At 71.6% G+C, this 17,838-nt stretch carries 15 protein-coding genes; 13 read left to right on the forward strand and 2 right to left on the reverse strand.

All coding sequences use genetic code 11. The features are described from left to right. Positions 1-5: 5 nt before the first annotated feature. Positions 6-3,362, reverse strand: coding sequence for an AfsR/SARP family transcriptional regulator (locus QCN29_RS01015; RefSeq protein WP_279925502.1), 3,357 nt, complete (start codon positions 3,360-3,362; stop codon positions 6-8). 186 nt (positions 3,363-3,548) lie between these two features. Between QCN29_RS01015 and QCN29_RS01020 the strand changes: the two genes are divergently transcribed. The 4 genes from QCN29_RS01020 (at position 3,549) to QCN29_RS01035 (ending at position 7,810) form a co-directional block, all read left to right on the forward strand. Then, positions 3,549-4,091, forward strand: coding sequence for an SDR family oxidoreductase (locus tag QCN29_RS01020; RefSeq protein WP_279925503.1), 543 nt, complete (start codon positions 3,549-3,551; stop codon positions 4,089-4,091). 72 nt (positions 4,092-4,163) lie between these two features. Continuing rightward, positions 4,164-5,408: an MFS transporter gene (locus QCN29_RS01025; protein ID WP_279925504.1), complete on the forward strand. Its 1,245-nt coding sequence runs from the start codon at positions 4,164-4,166 to the stop codon at positions 5,406-5,408. Between the two features lie 495 nt (positions 5,409-5,903). Then, positions 5,904-7,094: an IS701 family transposase gene (locus tag QCN29_RS01030; RefSeq protein ID WP_279925505.1), complete on the forward strand. Its 1,191-nt coding sequence runs from the start codon at positions 5,904-5,906 to the stop codon at positions 7,092-7,094. A gap of 26 nt (positions 7,095-7,120) precedes the next feature. Beyond that, positions 7,121-7,810 carry a response regulator transcription factor gene (locus QCN29_RS01035; protein WP_279925506.1) on the forward strand — a complete coding sequence of 230 codons (690 nt, stop codon included), beginning with the start codon at positions 7,121-7,123 and terminating at the stop codon, positions 7,808-7,810. Between the two features lie 89 nt (positions 7,811-7,899). Here QCN29_RS01035 and QCN29_RS01040 read toward each other — a convergent pair whose 3' ends face one another. Next, a complete protein-coding gene (locus QCN29_RS01040; protein WP_279925507.1) occupies positions 7,900-8,652 on the reverse strand; it encodes a maleate cis-trans isomerase family protein in 753 nt (250 codons plus the stop codon). Between the two features lie 208 nt (positions 8,653-8,860). Here QCN29_RS01040 and QCN29_RS01045 point away from each other — a divergent pair, with 208 nt between their 5' ends. The 9 genes from QCN29_RS01045 to QCN29_RS01085 all read left to right on the forward strand — a co-directional run bounded on the left by QCN29_RS01045 (position 8,861) and on the right by QCN29_RS01085 (position 17,788). Next, positions 8,861-10,021, forward strand: a complete 1,161-nt coding sequence (locus tag QCN29_RS01045; RefSeq protein WP_279925509.1) for an isopropylmalate synthase — start codon at positions 8,861-8,863, stop codon at positions 10,019-10,021. Between the two features lie 53 nt (positions 10,022-10,074). Then, positions 10,075-10,260 (forward strand): lysine biosynthesis protein LysW, encoded by a 186-nt coding sequence (locus QCN29_RS01050; protein WP_279925510.1) that lies wholly within the window; start codon positions 10,075-10,077, stop codon positions 10,258-10,260. A 1-nt stretch (position 10,261) separates the two neighbouring features. Continuing rightward, positions 10,262-11,113, forward strand: coding sequence for an ATP-grasp domain-containing protein (locus tag QCN29_RS01055; RefSeq protein WP_318036683.1), 852 nt, complete (start codon positions 10,262-10,264; stop codon positions 11,111-11,113). Further along, entirely contained in the window at positions 11,110-12,165 is a 1,056-nt protein-coding gene (argC, locus tag QCN29_RS01060; protein ID WP_279925512.1) for an N-acetyl-gamma-glutamyl-phosphate reductase, read from the forward strand. Before QCN29_RS01055 ends, argC begins: the two co-directional genes overlap by 4 nt. Beyond that, positions 12,162-12,965, forward strand: coding sequence for an amino acid kinase family protein (locus QCN29_RS01065; protein ID WP_279925513.1), 804 nt, complete (start codon positions 12,162-12,164; stop codon positions 12,963-12,965). Before argC ends, QCN29_RS01065 begins: the two co-directional genes overlap by 4 nt. Positions 12,966-12,976: 11 nt before the next feature. Then, complete coding sequence (locus tag QCN29_RS01070; protein ID WP_279925514.1) at positions 12,977-13,540, forward strand: type 1 glutamine amidotransferase; 564 nt, start codon at positions 12,977-12,979, stop codon at positions 13,538-13,540. An 83-nt stretch (positions 13,541-13,623) separates the two neighbouring features. Next, positions 13,624-14,757: a Glu/Leu/Phe/Val dehydrogenase dimerization domain-containing protein gene (locus QCN29_RS01075; protein WP_279925515.1), complete on the forward strand. Its 1,134-nt coding sequence runs from the start codon at positions 13,624-13,626 to the stop codon at positions 14,755-14,757. Beyond that, complete coding sequence (locus QCN29_RS01080; protein ID WP_279925516.1) at positions 14,754-16,478, forward strand: AMP-binding protein; 1,725 nt, start codon at positions 14,754-14,756, stop codon at positions 16,476-16,478. Before QCN29_RS01075 ends, QCN29_RS01080 begins: the two co-directional genes overlap by 4 nt. A 35-nt stretch (positions 16,479-16,513) precedes the next feature. Continuing rightward, positions 16,514-17,788: a pyridoxal phosphate-dependent aminotransferase gene (locus tag QCN29_RS01085; protein ID WP_279925518.1), complete on the forward strand. Its 1,275-nt coding sequence runs from the start codon at positions 16,514-16,516 to the stop codon at positions 17,786-17,788. The last annotated feature ends 50 nt before the right edge of the window (positions 17,789-17,838 follow it).

Here is a 17,838-nt window from a genome sequence, read left to right on the forward strand (position 1 = left end):
GGTACTCAACTGTGGTGCCGATCCGGCCAGTCGAGCGTCGTACACGCATGGTGCACCGCCTCCTCCACGGTGAGCCGCGCCCCGCGCTCGAACCCCTCCGTGAAGGCCGGGCCGCTCAGAACCGCCCGTGCGCCCGCCGTGACACGGTCGACGTCACCGCGCTCCGCGGGCGGCAGCGGGGCGCCCACCTCTCGGCGGGCCGCGTCCGCCGCTCCCAGCAGCAGCGCGGCACACTCGGCGGCAGGCGCGCACCCAAGCAGGGCCGCCCCGCCCGCGAGGCCCTCCAGAGACAGGGCCAGCGCGCGCGGCTCGCCGAGCGAGCGGGCGACGTCCAGTCCGCGCAGGTGATGACGGACGCACTGGTCGGCGTCGCCGCGGAGTTCGGCGATGAAGCCGAGCTCGGCCAGCAGCAGATGGTCGCCCGCTTCCGAGGAGACATCGGCGAAGCCGTCGCGGATGTGGAGCAGGTGGACCTCGGCCGCGTCCAGGTCGCCGGAGCGGCGCGCACCGAGAGCGAGGCCCATCTCGGAGTGGATCTCGCCGTACTTGTAGCCCTGTTCGGCCGCGATGCGGTGTGCCCGCTCGTGCAGACTGCGTGCCTGCTCCCACTGGCCGGCGAGCAGTTCGAGTCGGCCGAGCCCGGAGAGCCGCGCCGACACCTCGGCCGCCAGGCCCAGTTCGCGCGCCAGCCGCAGCCCTTCCCGCTGCAGGCGGGCCGCCTCGTCGTACTCGCCCTTGATCTCGGCGAGCGCGGCGAGCGGCGACACGGTCTGCAACTCACCCCAGCCATCACCCACCTCACCGAAGAGCTCGGCGCTGCGCCGCCCGTCCCGGCCGAGCGCGTCGAGGTCGCCGCGGACCAAGGCGAGCGTGGCACGCAGGCCGAGCGCGGCTGCGGTGCCCCACTGGTCGCCCGCACGGCCGAAGATGTCGAGTGCCCGCGCGTTCAGCTCGGCGCTCGCGGTCACCTCGCCCGCGCTGAACAGGCCGTACGCACACAGCCAGAGGGCACGGGCCCGGCGAACCGGGTCGGGGACGGCGTCGGCCGTCGCGGCGGCCGACGCCTCGGCATGGTCGCCGACGAGGAGCGCGAACGCGGAATGCAGCAGGACGAGTTCGGGGGCGTCGGAGGCGGCGGCCAAGACGGCCGACAGGCTGCGGCGCGCCTCGGTGAGCCGGCCGCGCAGCAGCCACCACCAGGACAGGGCGGTAGCCAGTCGTACGGCCTCGTCGGCCTGCCCGGCTGCGGCGCGACGCACCGCCTCGTCAAGCGCGGCCCGCAGATTGCCCGTCTCCGAGTCCAGTCGGGCGAGCCAGGAGCGCTGGCCGGCACAGCGCAGCCGGGACTCGCCGCGCTCGGCGAGCGCGAGGTAGTGGCGCAGATGGCGATCGCGTACGGCGGTCAGGTCCTGCATCTCGTCCAGCCGCTCCGTGGCGTACGCGGCGACGGACTCCAGGAGCCGGTAGCGGGGCCCGATCGGGCTCTCGACGACGACCACGAAGGACCGGTCGACGAGCCGCGTCACGAGGTCGAGCACCTCCTCGCGGGCCACGCCGTCGCCCGCGCACACCGCTTCGGCGGCGGCCAGGTCGCAGCCGTCGCTGTGCACGGCGAGACGGCGCAGCACGATGCGCTCGGGGGCGCTGAGCAGCTCCCAGCTCCAGTCGATCATCGCCCGCAGCGTCTGCTGCCGGGCGGGCGCACCCCGCTGCCCGGCGGTCAGGATCTGGAACCGGTCGCTGAGCCGGGCGGCCAACTCTCTTACCCCCAGGGCGCGTACTCGGGTCGCGGCCAGCTCCAGGGCCAGGGGGATGCCGTCAAGTCGGCGGCAGATCTCGGCGACGGCGGCGCGGTCGGCCGGGTCGGATGCGTCCGGATCGGCGGTGAACCCGGGTGCGGAGGCGGCGGCTCGCTCGGTGAACAGCCGTACGGCGTCGTCGTTGCGGAGCGGCTCCACAAGGAACACGGCCTCGCCCGCCAGGCCGAGCGGTTCCTGGCTGGTTACCAGGGCCCGCAGTCCGGGGGCGGTGCGCAGCAGCAGCTCGGCGAGCTCGGCGGCGGCGTCGACCACGTGCTCGCAGTTGTCCAGGACGAGCAGGATGCGGCGGTCCCGCAGGACTGCGGCGAGGCGGTGAGCCAGAGACGGGGAGGGCGCTCCGGTGCCCGGCAGCGCGGAAGGGGCGTCGTCGCGTATGCCGAGTGCGGAGGCGACGACCTGGGCGAGGTCGGCGGCGGTACCGGCCCGGGCTCCGGAGAACTCCACGAACCAGACGCCGTCGGGGAGTTCCTCCCCTGTCGCCGAGGCGGCCGCGGCCACGGCGAGACGTGTCTTGCCGACACCGCCGGGCCCGGTGAGGGTCACCAGGCGGGCGGAGCCGAGGAGTTGGGAGAGGCGGGTCAGGGCGTCGGTACGGCCGATGAGGGGGGTGAGGGGGGCCGGGAGGTTCGAGTGGGGGGTTCTGGTGGGGGGACTGGGGATCACCAGGGCGCTGGTGGAGGGTGTCGCGAGGGTGGTCGGGGCGGCGCCGGACGCGGCCGCTGAGGTGCCGGGGGCCATGAGGGTCGTGCCAGGCGCCATTGGCGCCACATCGGTCGCTGTGGGCGGCGTCGTGGTGAACGTCTGCCCCAGCTCCGGATCCTGGTGCAGCACCGCCTGGTGGAGGGCGCCGAGGGCGGGGCTGGGGTCCACGCCGAGTTCTTCGGCGAGGTGGGCGCGCAGGGCCTCGTACGAGGCGAGGGCCTCGCTCTGGCGGCCGGCAAGGTAGAGCGCCCGTATCTGGAGGGCGCGCAGGCGTTCCCGCAGAGGGTGTCGGGCCACCAGGTCGGCCAGTTCGCCGGCGAGCAGGACGTGGTCCCCCGCCTCCAGGCGGGCCTCGGCCTGCTCCTCCAGTACGGACAGTCGCTGCTCGGCGAGGCGCCGAGCAGCCCCCCGTGCAAACTCCTCGTCCGCAAAGTCGGCGTAGGCCGGTCCCCGCCACAGGTCGAGGGCCTCGGTGAGCAGCGCGGCCCTGGCGCGGGGGTCACGGACGGGGCGGGCCTCGGCGACGAGGGCGTGAAAGCGGTCGGCGTCCACCTCGTCGGCCGTGGGGTCGTACCGCAGGCGGTAGCCCGGCGCCTGCCGTACGACGCGGTCCCGCCCGAGTACTCGGCGCAGTTGGGAGACCTTGGCCTGGAGCGCGCCGCTCGGCTTGCCCGGCGGTGCGTCGCCCCACAGGTCGTGGACGAGGCGGTCGGCGGAGACCGGCTTCCCGTCGTGCGCGAGCAGATCCGCGAGCAGGGCCCGGACCTTGAGTTCGGGGACCGTGACGGTCTCCCCCTCGTCGTCCCACACCACAAGTGGTCCGAGCACCCCAAACCGCATGCGAGCAACCGTACAGGTCCGGGGGCGGCGGACACGACCGGGTCACCGCCGGGGCGGCCCGGGCGGTCGACCGTCAGCCAACCGTCAGCAGCCCCGAAGCCCCTCCGAAGCGCCGGCGCGCACAGTCGTCGCCGTCGGGTGCCGCGGCGCGACCGGCAATGGCGCCATGAGGAGGGAGCGGTAGGCATGACCAGGTACGCGGGCAGAAGGGCCGTGGTCGTGGGGCAGGCCACCGGGATCGGGCTGGCCATCGCCAAGCGGCTCGTGGAGGGCGGCGCGGAGGTGTTGCTGATCGCGCGTACCGTGCAGGAGCGGGACCACGCGGGCGTCGAGTTGGGCTCTGCGGCCCGCGTGGTCGCACCGGACGCCGTCGAGGCCGCTCTCGGGCCTGCCGGCGGCATCGACCTGGTGTTCGCCGACGCCGTGCCGACGGTGCGTCCTATGCTGCCGCACCTCGTGGACCACGGCGCGGTTGTGCTCACCGCCCCTGCCCCTACCCCGGCCTCCGTGCGTGCGCTCGCCGCCGAGCTCATCGCCCGCGGCATCCGCGTGAATGCCGTGGCGCCGAGCTGTATCGAGGCGCCGGCCGGTGGCGCGGCACCCCTGCCTCCGCTGGGCCGCCTCGGCTCCGCCGAGGAGGTGGCGCGCGCCGCGCTGTTCCTCGCCACCGACGCAACGTTCACGACGGGTGCCCGACTCCCGGTCGACGGCGGCCTCGGCCCCCCGTAGCAGGCTGCGCCCGACGGCCCACGGCGCCCTACGCGATCCACGCCCGTCCCCGAGAGATCCGGAGATCACCACATGAGCACCTCACCAGACACCACCACCGCCCCCGGAGAGGAGAGCCGAGCCGCACCCGATGCCAAGGGCGGGAGCGGGGAGCGGGAGAAGCTTCCGCTGTTCGCCCTGCTGGCTCTCGCCACGGCGGTCTTCATCACCTGCCTCACCGAGACGCTCCCGGCGGGCCTGCTCCCCGCGATGAGCGACGACCTGCATGTGAGCGAGTCGGCGACCGGCCAGACGGTCACGATCTACGCGATCGGCACCGCCCTCACCGCGATCCCGCTGACCGCGGCCACCTCGGCGTGGAGGCGCAAGGTGCTGCTGCTGACGGCTATGGCGGGCTTCGCCGTGGCGAACACCGTCACGGCCATGTCGTCGGTCTACGAGGTGACGATGCTGGCGCGGTTCGTCGCGGGTGTAGCCGCCGGTCTGGCCTGGGCCCTGCTCGTTGGGTATGCGCGGCGCATGGCGCCCGTCCCGTTGCAGGGCAGGGCGATCGCCATCGCCATGGCGGGTATTCCGGTGGCGCTCTCGCTCGGCGTTCCGGCCGGCACCTTCCTCGGCGAGACGCTCGGCTGGCGCACGGCGTTCCTGGCGATGACGGGGCTCACCGTCGTACTTCTGGTGTGGATCGTCGCCGCCGTACCGGACTACCCGGGTCAGGAGCGCGGTGAGCGCCCGAGGATGCTGGGCGCGCTGCGGGTCCCGGGTGTAGCCTCCGTCCTCTTCGTCACGCTGGTCTTCGTCCTGGCGCACACCATCCTGTACGCGTACATCGCCACGTTCCTGGAGGACCTGGGCATGGGCGGCAACACCGACCTGGTGCTGCTGGTCTTCGGCGCCGCGTCGCTGGTCAGCATCTGGATCGTGGGCTCCCAGATCCACAGCCGGCTGCGCGCGCTGACGATCGCCAGCGCGCTGCTGGTCGCCGTGTCCGCGGCGCTGCTGGCGGTGCTCTCCGACAACACCGCCCTGGTGTACCTCGCCGCCCTGCTGTGGGGGCTCGGCTGGGGCGGTGTGCCCACGCTGCTGCAGACTGCCGCGGGCGACGCCGGCGGGGACTCCGCCGACGCGGCCCAGGCGATGCTCGTCACGCTGTGGAACATCGCCATGGCGGGCGGCGGCATCCTCGGCGGCATCCTGCTCGACGCGATCGGCAGCGACTCCTTCCCCTGGACCATGCTGCTGCTCCTGGTGCCGGTGCTCGGGGTCGTCGTGGCCGCCCGCAGCCACGGCTTCCCCGCGAAGCGGCCCAGTGCGTAAGGCCGGCGCACAGCCCTTGAACGTCCTGCGGGCACGGGAGGTCCGAGGTCCGTCCGTGTGCCGTCCCGTCAAGATCCGGGCGCCACCCCTGTCCGCCGTGGTCCTGAACCTGTTGGGCCACTGACCGGACACCCTGGCGGCTGGTGCGATCCGCTGACACGCCCCTCGACGCCACCCGTCGACGGGCCCCAGAACGGCCGCCGAAGGTACATCCCCCGGCCTTCGGCGGCCATCATCCCTTTGGTGACGAACGGTTGACGCGGCGTACGGGCCCTCATGCCACGCTCCAAGAACCCGTCTGCGCAGGCCGGCTGCCGCCTGCATGCCTTGCGTCACATCTCCCGGGCTGATCTTCTCGCTGGTCAGCGCGCGAAGTCGCGAAGTTGCCGATCAATCCGTGATTTTTTCCTTCGAGAAGGTATTTTTATCCCCGCGAGGATGCTCCGTACACCCACCCGGGTGTGAGCGATCTATGGCAAGGGGGCGTGACGTCAGATGTCGTCAGGGGAGATACGAGCGGCTGACAGAAGCGAGGGGGGCCAGACGTTTCTCGAGGAGATCTTCAGGCCGCTTCAACGGGCGGAGCAACGCCGTTGGGCCCGGACGTATTTACGAGGCCTGCTGCACGTCACCGGCCGGAAGACCCCGCGGCGGATGGCACAGGCCGAGGCACTGCCTCCAGCCGCGGCACGGGGCTTGCACCAGTTCATCAACGCGAGCCCCTGGGACTGGGAGCCGGTCCGCCGCCGGATCGCCCTGCGGGTCGCCGCGAGCACCACGCCGTACGCCTGGACCGTCGCCGAACTCATCATCCCCAAGCGCGGCGAGCACTCGGTGGGCGTGCACCGCCGTCTGGATCCCGATACCGGGCTCACCGTCAACTGCCAGCGGGCGGTCGGGCTCTTCCTGGCCGCGGGCAGCCACTGCTTCCCCGTGGACTGGAGTCTGGTGCTGGACGAGACTTGGGGCCGAAACCGGCAGCACAGCCTCCGGGCACGCGCCCCAGAGGCCGAGACCGCGCGCCCGGTCGGCGACCATGTCTTCGACCTCGCCTCTGGGGTCGCCGCCCAGCCGCCGCTGCCCAATGTGCCCTGGGTGCTCGCTCTCACCCGGTGCGACGACGCGAACGGCGTACTGGCAGGACTCGCCCGGCAGCGGCTCGACATCGTCTGCGAGGTCGAGCCGGGCCAGGTCGTGTTCTCCGGGGACCGCTTCCCCACCGTGATCACCGTCGGAGAGCTGATGGAGGGCCGGTACGCCCGTCAGCAGCAGGCAATCACACGTCAGGCTGCGGACGGCGCGACCATCGGAATCCCGATCAACACCTACGCCGGGACCGTACGTCTGTCGCGGCGCAGCATCGGCCGGGACGAGGTCCGATACCGCATCCTTCAGCGCCCCGCCAACGGCGGACGCCTGCCCGCCCGGTACTGGATCACCAGCCTCACGGACTGGCCCGTGGAGGGCATCATGGCGCTGGTGCGCAGCCGCGCCGCCGTCCGAACCGCCGTCGCCGAACTGCAGGAACACTTCGGCGTGCTCGACTTCGAGGGCCGTTCCTTCCCCGGCTGGCACCACCACATGACCATGGCCTCGGCTGCATACGCCTTCCGGCACCTCCCCGACCGGCCCTCCCTCGCCCCGCTGGCCCCGGCGCCCGCCGCGACGGCCGAAGCCGCGAGCTGACGCGCCGCGAAGAGGAAGGCCCCCACATGAGTAACGTACTCGTGGTGGAGCAGGACGTCTCCACCGCCGAAGCCATGGTGCGCGATCTGCGCCGGCAGGGACACACCGCCCTCAGCGTCGACACGGGCGCGCGGGCACTACGCCTGTACCGCGACGCCGACCTCGTCCTGCTCTCGCTGGAACTGCCTGACATCGATGGACTGGACATGTGCCAGTCCCTGCGGGCCGAGAGCGATATCCCCTTGATCGCCTTCACCCGGCTCGACGAGGAACTGGAACGGGTCCTCGCCCTCAAGGCGGGCGCGGACGACTGTGTCGCGAAAAGCTGGGGATTCCGGGAAATAGGAGCCCGCATCGAAGCGGTGTTACGCCGCACCCGACCCCGGTCGATCATTTCCGAGACCATTTCCCTGCGCCCGCTCCACATCGATCCCCGTACCCGGGAAGTACGCCTACGCGACCGGCTCGTGGATGTCACATCGAAGGAATTCGAGCTGCTTTACACCCTGGCCGCCAAGCCGGAGAACGTGGTGTCCCGCAAGGAGTTGATGGCTAAGGTCTGGGGCAGCAACTGGTCGCGCACCAGCCGAACCATCGACACGCATGTGAGCAGTCTGCGGGCGAAACTGGGGTCCAGCGGATGGATCATCACGGTCCGCGGTGTCGGCTACCGCATGGGCCGCGCCGGCAGGTTGCCGGAGGCGCTCGAGGACTGAACTCCCACCCCGGGAGAGTTGACCGACCCACCGTGTCGGACATGCCGAGGGCCCCGGGCGGTACGTCTCGCCCGGGGCCCTCCGCCCTGTCATGCCGCCTGCTCGTCCAGACGCCGCAGCAGCGGATGGGCGGCACGAGTGTCGGCCCGCAGCGTGTGCCAGGCCCACCAGGCGGACGCCAGGTTCGAGGACAGCAGTGGACGGTCGGCGTCCTCGCGGGCGAGTTCGGCGAGCGCGGCGAGGGTGCCCATGCCGGTGCCGGTGAACAGCAGCGCGGAGTCGCCGGGGATCCTGCGTCCCCGTATGCGCCGGAGGATCTCACGGGTGGTGACCTCGTACGGGTCGAAGTGCTCGCTGCCGTCCGGCTTCCGCCCCGCAGGGACGAGGACGACGTCGTCGACCTTGAGCCCCGCCCGCTCCCAGAAGGCGCGGGAGGTGTCGGTGAGCCACGGCTGGTAGGGCGAGACCAGCGTCAGCCGGGTCACGCCGAGCGCCTCGCACACCGCGAGGATCGCTTGCGTCGAGGACCGTACGGGATGGCCGAAGCGCTCCGACAGCTCCTCACACAGCGCGCGGTCGCCGCCCGGGTTCAGCAGGTAGTGCGAGGCGCTGCACGCCACGACGGACGCGTCCAGGCGCATCCCGCCGAAGTCGCCGAGGGTGTCGGGGAGTACGCGGTTGTACGTCTCCAGCATGTCCCTGAGCCCCGCTCCGGGAGTCACCGGGAAACGGGCGGTGTACACATTCATTCCGTCGCCGACCAGATGGTTGAACTCCGGTTCCGCAGTGGGGTTTTCCGGCGGGACGACGACTCCGAGCCTGTGCAGTGAGAAAAGGTCCATGCCCACACCGTAGGACGCGCATCCCGTGCAGTGGCAGACCTCTACGCGTGAAATGACCCTGGTCGGACATCGGTCTTTCATTTCCTTTCCTACTTGACACTTCTTGACACACCCCCACACAGCCCTGACGCGAATCCCCTTGTCCTGAGCGGGAGTTCGGGAGAACGTATGAACCACGGCCTGCCGAACCCATGAGGAGTGGAAGGAAATGACCACAGAAGAAATCCCCGAGGAAATATCGGCACAGTCGGAACCGCCCCATATTTCCGACGCTACTTTGCGGGATTCCGCGCACATGGCCGGCGTCGAGTTCGGCCCGAAGGACGCCGCCGCCATCGCCCGGCTGCTGGTACGGACCGGAGTCGACCTGGTCGAGGTCGGCATGGTGTCCGGCCCCGGCTCGAAGGACGCCGATCTCGTGCTCGCCACGCACGAGGCGGTCAGCCCCGAGCGCAGCATGACGCTCGTCGTGGTGCGGGACCGTCAGCAGGTCGCAAAGGCCCTCGACGAGGCCGAGCGGCTGGGCGTGCGGCACATCATGTACTCCATCCCCACCTCGGAGCAGCACGCCAAGCTGAAGCTCGGCTCACCCAGCCCCAAGTTCCTGCAGACGCTGGCCCGTTCGGCGATCACTCAGGCCAAGGAGCGGGGCTTCCACGTCACCTTCAGCGGCGAGGACGGCGCCCGCACCCCGAAGGAGCGGCTCGTCCCCTATGTCACCGCGGGCTTCGAGGCCGGGGCCGACCGGTTCCGGCTCGCGGAGACCGTCGCGTATCTGTCGCCCTGGCAGATGGAGAAGGTGATCGCCGACCTCACCGCGATCGACGGCTCCGAGATCGAGATCCACTCGCACAACATGCTCGGCATGGCCGTCGCCAACTCGCTCGCCGCCGTGCGTGCGGGAGCGCGGTGGATTTCGGCGACCGTCGGCGGCATCGGCGAGCGCGGCGGCAACGCGCCGCTGGCCGAGCTGCTCACCTCGCTGCGCGTCATCCACGGCGACACCCGCTTCGACCTGACGCACCTCACCGAGCTGTCACAGCTCGCGCTCAAGGGCGCCGGCCTGGGCGAGGCGTTCCAGTCGGGGCCGACCACACCGCACGCCTTCGCGTACGAACTGCCCGGTCAGCTGAACCATCCTGAGGCGTACGAGACGCTGCCCGCCGAACTCGTCGGAAACAGGCGGGAGTTGCGCGTCCGCAGCCGCCTCACCAACGCGCTCGTCAAGTGGGCACTCGACGGCTCGGGAGTCTTCGTCGACGTCGACGTGTTCACGCCGTGGCTCGTGCAGCGGCAGGAGCTCGGCGGGGCCCCGCTGCTCGACCGGGACGCCATCCGCAAGGCCGCCATCGACTTCCAGGCCGCCTGACCAGCTTTCCCTCTTCTCCCGGCGAAATCCCCTGAGGAAAAAGGAGTTCACTCATGCCCACCGCCACCCTCAACGGCGTCTGCCCCGAGTGCGAGACCGACCTGACCGTGCCGCCGATCGACCGAGGCGAGACGCTCTCGTGCCCCGAGTGCATGCTCACACTGCGCGTCGAAGGTGTCCAGGGTGGCCGGCTGACCCTGCAGATGGTCGAGGTGCAGCTGCGTGACTGGGGACAGTGAGATGCCCCGCAACGTCGCTCTCGTCGCGGACCGGATCAGCTGGGAGGAACGTGAGCTGATCAAGGCCGCACCGGACTTCGGCCTTCACATCGAGTGGGTCAACGACGAGTCCCTGTGTCTGGGGCACCCGGACGCGCCATCCGTGCGCGACTACGACGCGCTGCTGCTGCGCAGCCGCAGCTACACCCGCGGCGGCCTGATCGCCACCCTTGCCGAGGCGGCCGGAGTGCCGGTCCTCAACTCGGCCAGGGCGGTGCATGCCTGTGAGAACAAGGCGGTCCTGCGCACCGTGCTGCGTACCGCGGGCGTGCCCGTGCCGGAGTTCCGGCTCGCTCTGTCCCGCAAGGACTTCACCAAGGCCCTTGAAGAGCTGGAGCTGCCGCTGGTCCTCAAGCCGGTCTACGGCGGGATGGGCAAGCGGGTCACGCTGATCCGACACGCCGACACCGCCCAGTCCGTGTACGACTACGTCGAGGACCTTGGGCACGCCTTCGAGCAGGCTTGCCTGGTCGAGCCATACCTGGGTGGCGGCACCTCGGTGCGCTGCCTGGTCGTGGGGCACGAGCTGGTCGGCGCCGCCGAGTTCGCCTCCGGCGGCACGGACTGGCGCAACAACGCAGCGCTCGGCAACAGCAGCCGCGCCGTCGCCCACGATCCCGACGTGCTGAAGATCATCGACGGGGTGGTGGGCGAACTCGGCGCCGGCATCTACGGAGTCGACCTCTTCGGCACCCCCGACGGCTATGTCGTCAACGAGGTCAATCACGCCCCCGGTTTCCGGGCTGTGGCCTCGGCGACCGGGGCGGACATCCCGTCGGCCGTCGCCCGCTACCTCCAGGAGCTGAACGCATGATCCGCGCAGGAGTCGTCGGCGCCTCCGGACTCGCCGGCGGCGATCTCATCCGACTGATCACCCAGCATCCCGATCTGGAGCTGACCTTCCTCGGCGGCTCCTCGAACATCGGCCGCCGCCCGGCCGAGCTGCACCCGGGCCTCCGCCTCGACCTGGGGCTGACGGTGCAACCGGTCACCGAGGAGATCGCCGACCAGGTCGACGTCGTCTTCCTGGCCACTCCGGCACCAGTGTCGGCGGAGCTGGCCGCGCTCCTCGCCGACCGGGTGCCGGCCGTCGTGGACCTCAGCGGCGCATTCCGCATCCACACCCCGGAGCTGCACGACCGCTGGTACCCGAAGGTGAAGCGGCGTCCCGATCTCGCCGACCGCTTCGTGTACGGCGTACCGGAGCTGATCGGTGACCAGTTGGCGGACGCGGCGCTCATCTCGCTGCCCGGCTGCTACGCCACCGCGATCACCCTGGGCCTCGCGCCGCTCACCCTCGGCCTCGGCCTCGACCTGAAGACCGTGGTGGTGGACGGCAAGAGCGGCTCCAGCGGCGGCGGACTGCAGCTGCGCACCCCCGACCTGCACCCGTTCCGCAGCGGCGCGATCGCCCCGTACTCCCCCACCGGGCACCGGCACGCCGCCGAGGTCGGCGATTTCCTGGAGCGCAGCAAGCCCGGCGCGGTCGGCTCGCTGACCATGTCGGCGTACGGCGTCTCGCATGTGCGCGGGCTGCTGACCAGCTCGTACGTCTTCACGGACGACGCCGTCGACCAGCGCGAGCTGCAGCGGGCGTATGTGCGCTTCTACAAGGGGCATCGCTTCGTGCGGGTCCGCCGGCACGCCGAAACGCTGATCCCGGTGCCGGACCCGCAGGCCGTCCTGGGCTCCAACTACTGCGATGTGACGGCCCTGTACGACGAGGAGGGTGACCGCATCGTCGTGCTCGCCGCCCTCGACAACCTGGTCAAGGGTGCGGCGGGGCAGGCCGTACAGGCCGCAAACATCCGCTTCGGCCTGCCCGAGGAGACGGGCCTGACGATGCAGCCGGTGATGCCCGCATGAGCGAGACGACACCCGTGAGCATGCCCACCGTGGTGAAGCTGGGCGGCAGTTGCCTGGACGATCTCGCCGGCGACTGGTGGGACGACCTCGCCCGGCACGGCCGGGAGCGGCCGCTGGTCCTGGTCCACGGCTGGTCCAAGCCGCTGAAGCAGCTCCGCGCGCGCTACAACGAGCCGTCGGCGATCCTGCGCGACCGCTACGGCAACCAGAGCCGCTGGACCACCCCCGAGGTCATCGCCGACATCAAGACGGTCAGCGCCCGGCTGGGCGAGGACGTCCTCGGCCGCCTCGAACAGCGCGGCATCCCCACGGAACGGCTGGTCGGCAGCGACGGACTGGTCGCCGCGGGCGAGGGCGAGCGCTGGTGGTGGCGGGACAAGCAACTCGTCGAGCTGGAGAACCTCGTCGGTCCGATCACCGGGGTGGACCCGTCGGCGCTGAAGAACCTCCAGCCGGGCCACGCCTACCTCGTCACCCCACTGGCCAGGAACGCGGCGGGCCAGGAGGTCAACACCGACGCCGACCGGGCCGCCGCCGCGATCGCCGGAGCCACCGGCGCCGGCCATCTGGTGCTCGTCACCGATGTCGCCCATCTGCTGATCGACGGGGAGCCGGTGCGCCGGATCTCCGCGAAGGCCGCGGCCGCTTTCCGCGACAAGGGCGCCACCGGCGGCATGCGCAAGAAGCTGCGGGCCGCCGGCGAGGCCCTGGACGCGGGTGTGGAGCACGTCGTCATCGGCAGCGCGGCCGTCACGGACCTGCTCGCCGCCCGCACCGGCACCGTCATCACACGCACCTGAGGAGCAAGCACGTGGCGAAATCCCGTGTACTCGTCGTCAACAACGGCACGCTGTCGCTGAAGCAGCTCCGCAAGCGGTTCGAGGAGCTGGGCTCGGACACCGAGGCGGTCGACGCGACGTCCGTGCCCGCCCGGCTCGACGGCCGCTACCAGGCGGTCGTTCTGAGCGGCACCAAGGTACGGGCCTACGACCGCGACCACTACAAGCCGCTCGTGGATCTCGTGATGGGCGCCGACGTCCCGGTCTTCGGGATCTGCGGCGGCATGCAGATCCTCGCGGTCGCGGCCGGTGGCCGGCTCGCCGAGGGGCGGCAGCGGGTCGGCGGTTACGAGGTGCAGGTCGACAAGTCCGAGCCGCTCTTCACCTACGTCAAGCCGACGGTGACCGTCTTCCACCGGCACACCCTCTACCTCCAGGAGGCCCCCGAAGGTTTCCGTTCCATCGGCCGCTCCGAGCACGCACCCGTGGAGTTTCTGCGCTCCGACGACGGCCGCGTCTTCGGCGCCCAGGCCCATCTGGAGTTCCGCAGCGACGGCCTGGAGATCCTGCGCGGCTTCGCCCGGCTTTACCAGTGACTGCCCCGGCCTTTACCAGTGACTGCCCCGGCGAGCAGTCCCCGACGTCATCCCGTACCCCTACTCAAGGACTTGGACTTGGCATGAGTGAACTCGCATCGAGTGAGCTGGACACCCCCCAGGACCCCGCCTTCACCGTCCATCTGAACGGCAGCGGCGGCGCGCTCAAGGGCTGGGTGGTCGTCGACACCCTGTACGACGGTCTGGCCATGGGCGGTGTGCGGATGACGCCCGGGGTCACCGAGGAGGAGGTGGCCGGCCTCGCCCGTGACATGACCCAGAAGTTCACGCTGGCCGGTCTGCCCATCGGCGGCGCCAAGGGCGGCATCGTCTCCGACGGCGCCGACCGCGAGGAGACGTTCCGCACCTTCGGCCGTACCGTGAAGCCGCTGCTGCACGGCGGCATCCACCTCGGCATCGACATGGGCGTCACCCCGGCCGACCGGGCCGTGTTCTTCGCCGAGGCCGGCTACGACCCCCGCTACCGGCTGGGCGCCCCGGACATGCCGATCGACTGGCGCACCTACTACGAGCCGCTGATCGACTGCACCGGTCACGGGGTCGGCGTCGCCGCGGTCACCGCCCTGGAGGCGAGCGGCCGTACCGGGCCGGCCCGGGTCGTGGTGCAGGGCTTCGGCGCGGTGGGACGGGCGGTCTCGCGGTTCCTGGAGGACCGCGGACACGTGATCGTGGGCGTCGCCGACGTGGACGGCACCCTCAGCGCCGACCGGCTGCCGGTGTCCGACCTGGTCGCCGTCACCGACGAGTTCGGGCGCATCGACCGCTCCCGGCTGCCGCAGCACGTCAGCGTCTCCGCCGAGCAGGACGCCTGGCTCGACGTAGACGCCGACCTGCTGATCCTCGCGGCGCAGAAGTACGCCCTGAACGCGGACAATGCGCACCGGCTGCGGGCCGCTCTGGTGGTCGAGGGCGGCAACATCACCTCCACCGCCGAGGCACGGGAGAAGGTACGGGCTTCGGGCGCGTTCCTGGTCCCCGGTGTGATCGCCAACATTGGCGGGGCCGGCTCGGCCGCCCTGGCCGTCACCCGGGTCGTGCCCTTCGACCTGGAGGCCGAGGCCCGTAAAGCATGGGTCTTCGACTGGGTCGGCGACTGTGTGCGCCGCAACACCCGGGACCTGGTGGAAATCGCCGCCGGTCGTCCCGGTGACCCGCTGCCGGAGCTGCTCCACGTCCGCGGGAAGGAGCGCGGATGAGCACGGCGGCCACCACGGGCCCGGCCGGGGACACCGATCCGGCGGGCCTCTCCGACGAGGAGCGGGCGGCCGTGTACCGGCGCCGGGGCTGGTGGCGGGACGAGACCTTCCTGGACGACCTGCACCGCCAGGCACAGACCCGGCCGCACAAGCTCGCCATCGCGGGCCGCCGGATCACCGAGTCCCGCACCGACACCCTCGACTACGCCGAACTATCCTGCCTCACCGACCGGTTCGCGCTGGCTCTGCTCGACCTCGGCGTGCAACGAGGTGACTTCGTCGCCGTCCAGCTTCCCAACCGGTGGGAGATGGTGGCGCTGATGTTCGCCTCTCTGCGGGTCGGCGCGGTCATCTGTCCGATCTCGCCGATCTGCCCCGAGGAGGAGCTGCGCCACCGCCTCGGCCTCACCGAGGCGCGGGTGTGCGTCACGCTCCCCGAGTGGTCGGGCACCCCGCTCGCGGAGACCGTCACCAAGCTCAAGGACGAACTCCCCTCCCTGGCCCATGTGGTGGTGGACGGGCCGGCCCCCGAGGGCGCGCTCTCGTTCCACGACCACTTCGTGGCCACGGCCCGAGAAGAGCACCGGGCCGGCGAGCTGGACGGCTTGGCGCTCACGGCCGACGAGCCGTTCGTCGTCCTGTTCACCTCCGGCACCACGGGCGAGTCCAAGGGCGTACTGCACAGCCAGAACACCGTCCACTCGGCCGTACGCGGCTATGTGGACGCGTTCGGGCTCGGCGACGACTGGGTCGCCGCGGTGTCCACACCGCTCGTCCACTACTCAGGGTTCGCGCAGGGCGTCCTCGCGGGCGTCATGCTCGGCGGCACGGTGGCCTTCCAGGACATCCGCAAGAACGAGGCGCTTCTGGACCTGGTGGAGCGCTACGGCGCCACGCTGCTGTACGGGCCGCCCGCCACGCTCGCCGACGTGGCCGCCTCTCAGCGTGCCGTGAAGCGGGACACTTCTTCGCTACGGCACGTGGTGATCGGCTCCGCGCCGGTCCTCGCGGAACTGGCCGACGAGGTCCACGACGCCCTGGGCGCCCGCGCCCACTCCCTGTGGGGCATGTCGGAGAACGGTCCGGTGACCATGACGCGGCCTGCGGATCCCGCCGACTGGGCGGCGCACAGCAACGGCCGTGCCATCGACGCCATGGAGACCCGTATCGACCCTCCCCCATTCTCGGCTTCGCTCGAACGGGGGGACGCCCATGGCATCGACGGCGAGAGCGACTCCGTGGGCCGGCTGAAGGTGCGCGGCGCGTCGCTGGCGCTCGGCTACTACCGGCGCGAGGAGGCGTTCGCGGCGGAGCTGGGCGCGGACGGCTGGTTCGACACCGGGGACCTCGCGCGGGTCGACGGCCGAGGCGGCATCCGCATCATCGGCCGGGCCCGCGACGCGATCGTCCGCGACGGCATGGTGGCGCCGATGACGGAGTTGGAGGCCCTGATCGGCAGCCATCCGAAGGCGGTCGAGGCCGCGGTGGTGGGCCTGCCGTCGGCGACGCACCCCGGTGGGACCGCGATCTGCGCGGTGGTGGTCCCGGCGGGCGGCGCGGACCCGTCCCTCGACGACATCCGCACCCACCTGCGGGAGTCGGGCCAGGGCGCCCGCTTCCTGCCCGACCGTCTGGAGCTGCTGCCCGCGCTTCCCAAGACGCTGACCGGCAAGGTCCGCAAGGCGGAACTGCGGCAGCGGTTCTCCGTGCCGACGGTCTGACCCGTCTCTCTCCCCCACCCCCGTTGGAGTCTGAAATGCCCGAACCCGCACCGGTCTCCATGTCGGCGACCCTCGCCGCCGACGAGGCCATGGCCCGCCGGCGTCGCGCCGGTGAGCAGGTGCTGTCGATGACCAGTGGTGAGATCGGCCTACCCGTGCACCCCGCCCTGCGGAAGCGGCTCGCCGCAGCGGTGCACGAGAACGCGTACGGGCCCGTGCCCGGCAGCGGGGCGCTTCGGGAAGCCGCAGCCGGTTACTGGGGGCGGCGCGGGCTCGGCACCGATCCCGGGCTCGTCATGGCCGGCCCGGGCAGCAAGCCGCTGCTCTTCGCGCTGCTGCTGGCCATCGGCGGCGACGTGGTCGTGCCCGTGCCGAGCTGGGTCAGCTACGCCGCGCAGGCGCGACTCGTCGGAGCCCGCCCCATCGCCGTGCCGATTCTGCCGGGCGAGGGCGGCGTACCGGAGCCGGAGCGGCTGCGTGAGGCGGTCACCGCGGCACGCGCCGCCGGGCAGGACCCGCGGTCCATGGTGGTAACGGTGCCGGACAATCCGACCGGCACCGTCGCCTCGCCCGAGGCGGTACGCCGACTGGGCGCCATGGCCCGGGAGTTGGATCTGGTCATCGTGTCCGACGAGATCTACTGCGACCTGGTCTACGACACCTCCGCCCCCGTCGAGTCCCCGGCCCTGCACGCCCCCGAGCGCACCGTCGTCACCACCGGCCTGACCAAGAACCTGGCGCTCGGCGGCTGGCGCACCGGTGTCGCCCGGCTGCCCGACGGCGGCCTCGGGCGGGCGCTGTACAGCCGGCTCGTGTCGATCGCCAGCCAGATCTGGTCGAGTCCGCCGGCCCCCGTGCAGACCGCGGCCGCGTACGCCTTCGGCGAGCCCCCGGAGATCACCGAGCACATCGCGGCGAGCCGCCGTCTGCACGAGGCGGTGGCGCGGGCGGTCGCCGACCGCTTCACCGCGGCCGGCACGTCCCTGGCCCCGGTCCGCGCGACCAGCTACCTTTACCCAGACTTCGAGCCGCTGCGGGACCGCCTGGCCCGTACGCACGGCATTCGCGACGGCGACGACCTGGCCCGCTTCCTGACCGAGCGCCACGGCCTCGGTGTGCTCCCCGCGAGCGCCTTCGGCGAATCCCGGCACGCGCTGCGCATCCGGGCCGCAACCAGCCGCCTCTACGGCGACACCGACGAGCGGCGCTGGACCGCGCTCACCGCACCGGATCCCCTCGTATTGCCGTGGGTCCGGGAGGCGTTGGACCGCGTCGACACGGCCCTGGCCGACCTCACCGGCACGCCCTGAGCGTCCCTCGCCCTTCCGCCCTGATTCCCACAAGCCTGATTCCCACAAGC

The sequence above is a fragment of the Streptomyces chengmaiensis genome (genome assembly GCF_029846775.1).
GTDB lineage: Bacteria > Actinomycetota > Actinomycetes > Streptomycetales > Streptomycetaceae > Streptomyces > Streptomyces chengmaiensis.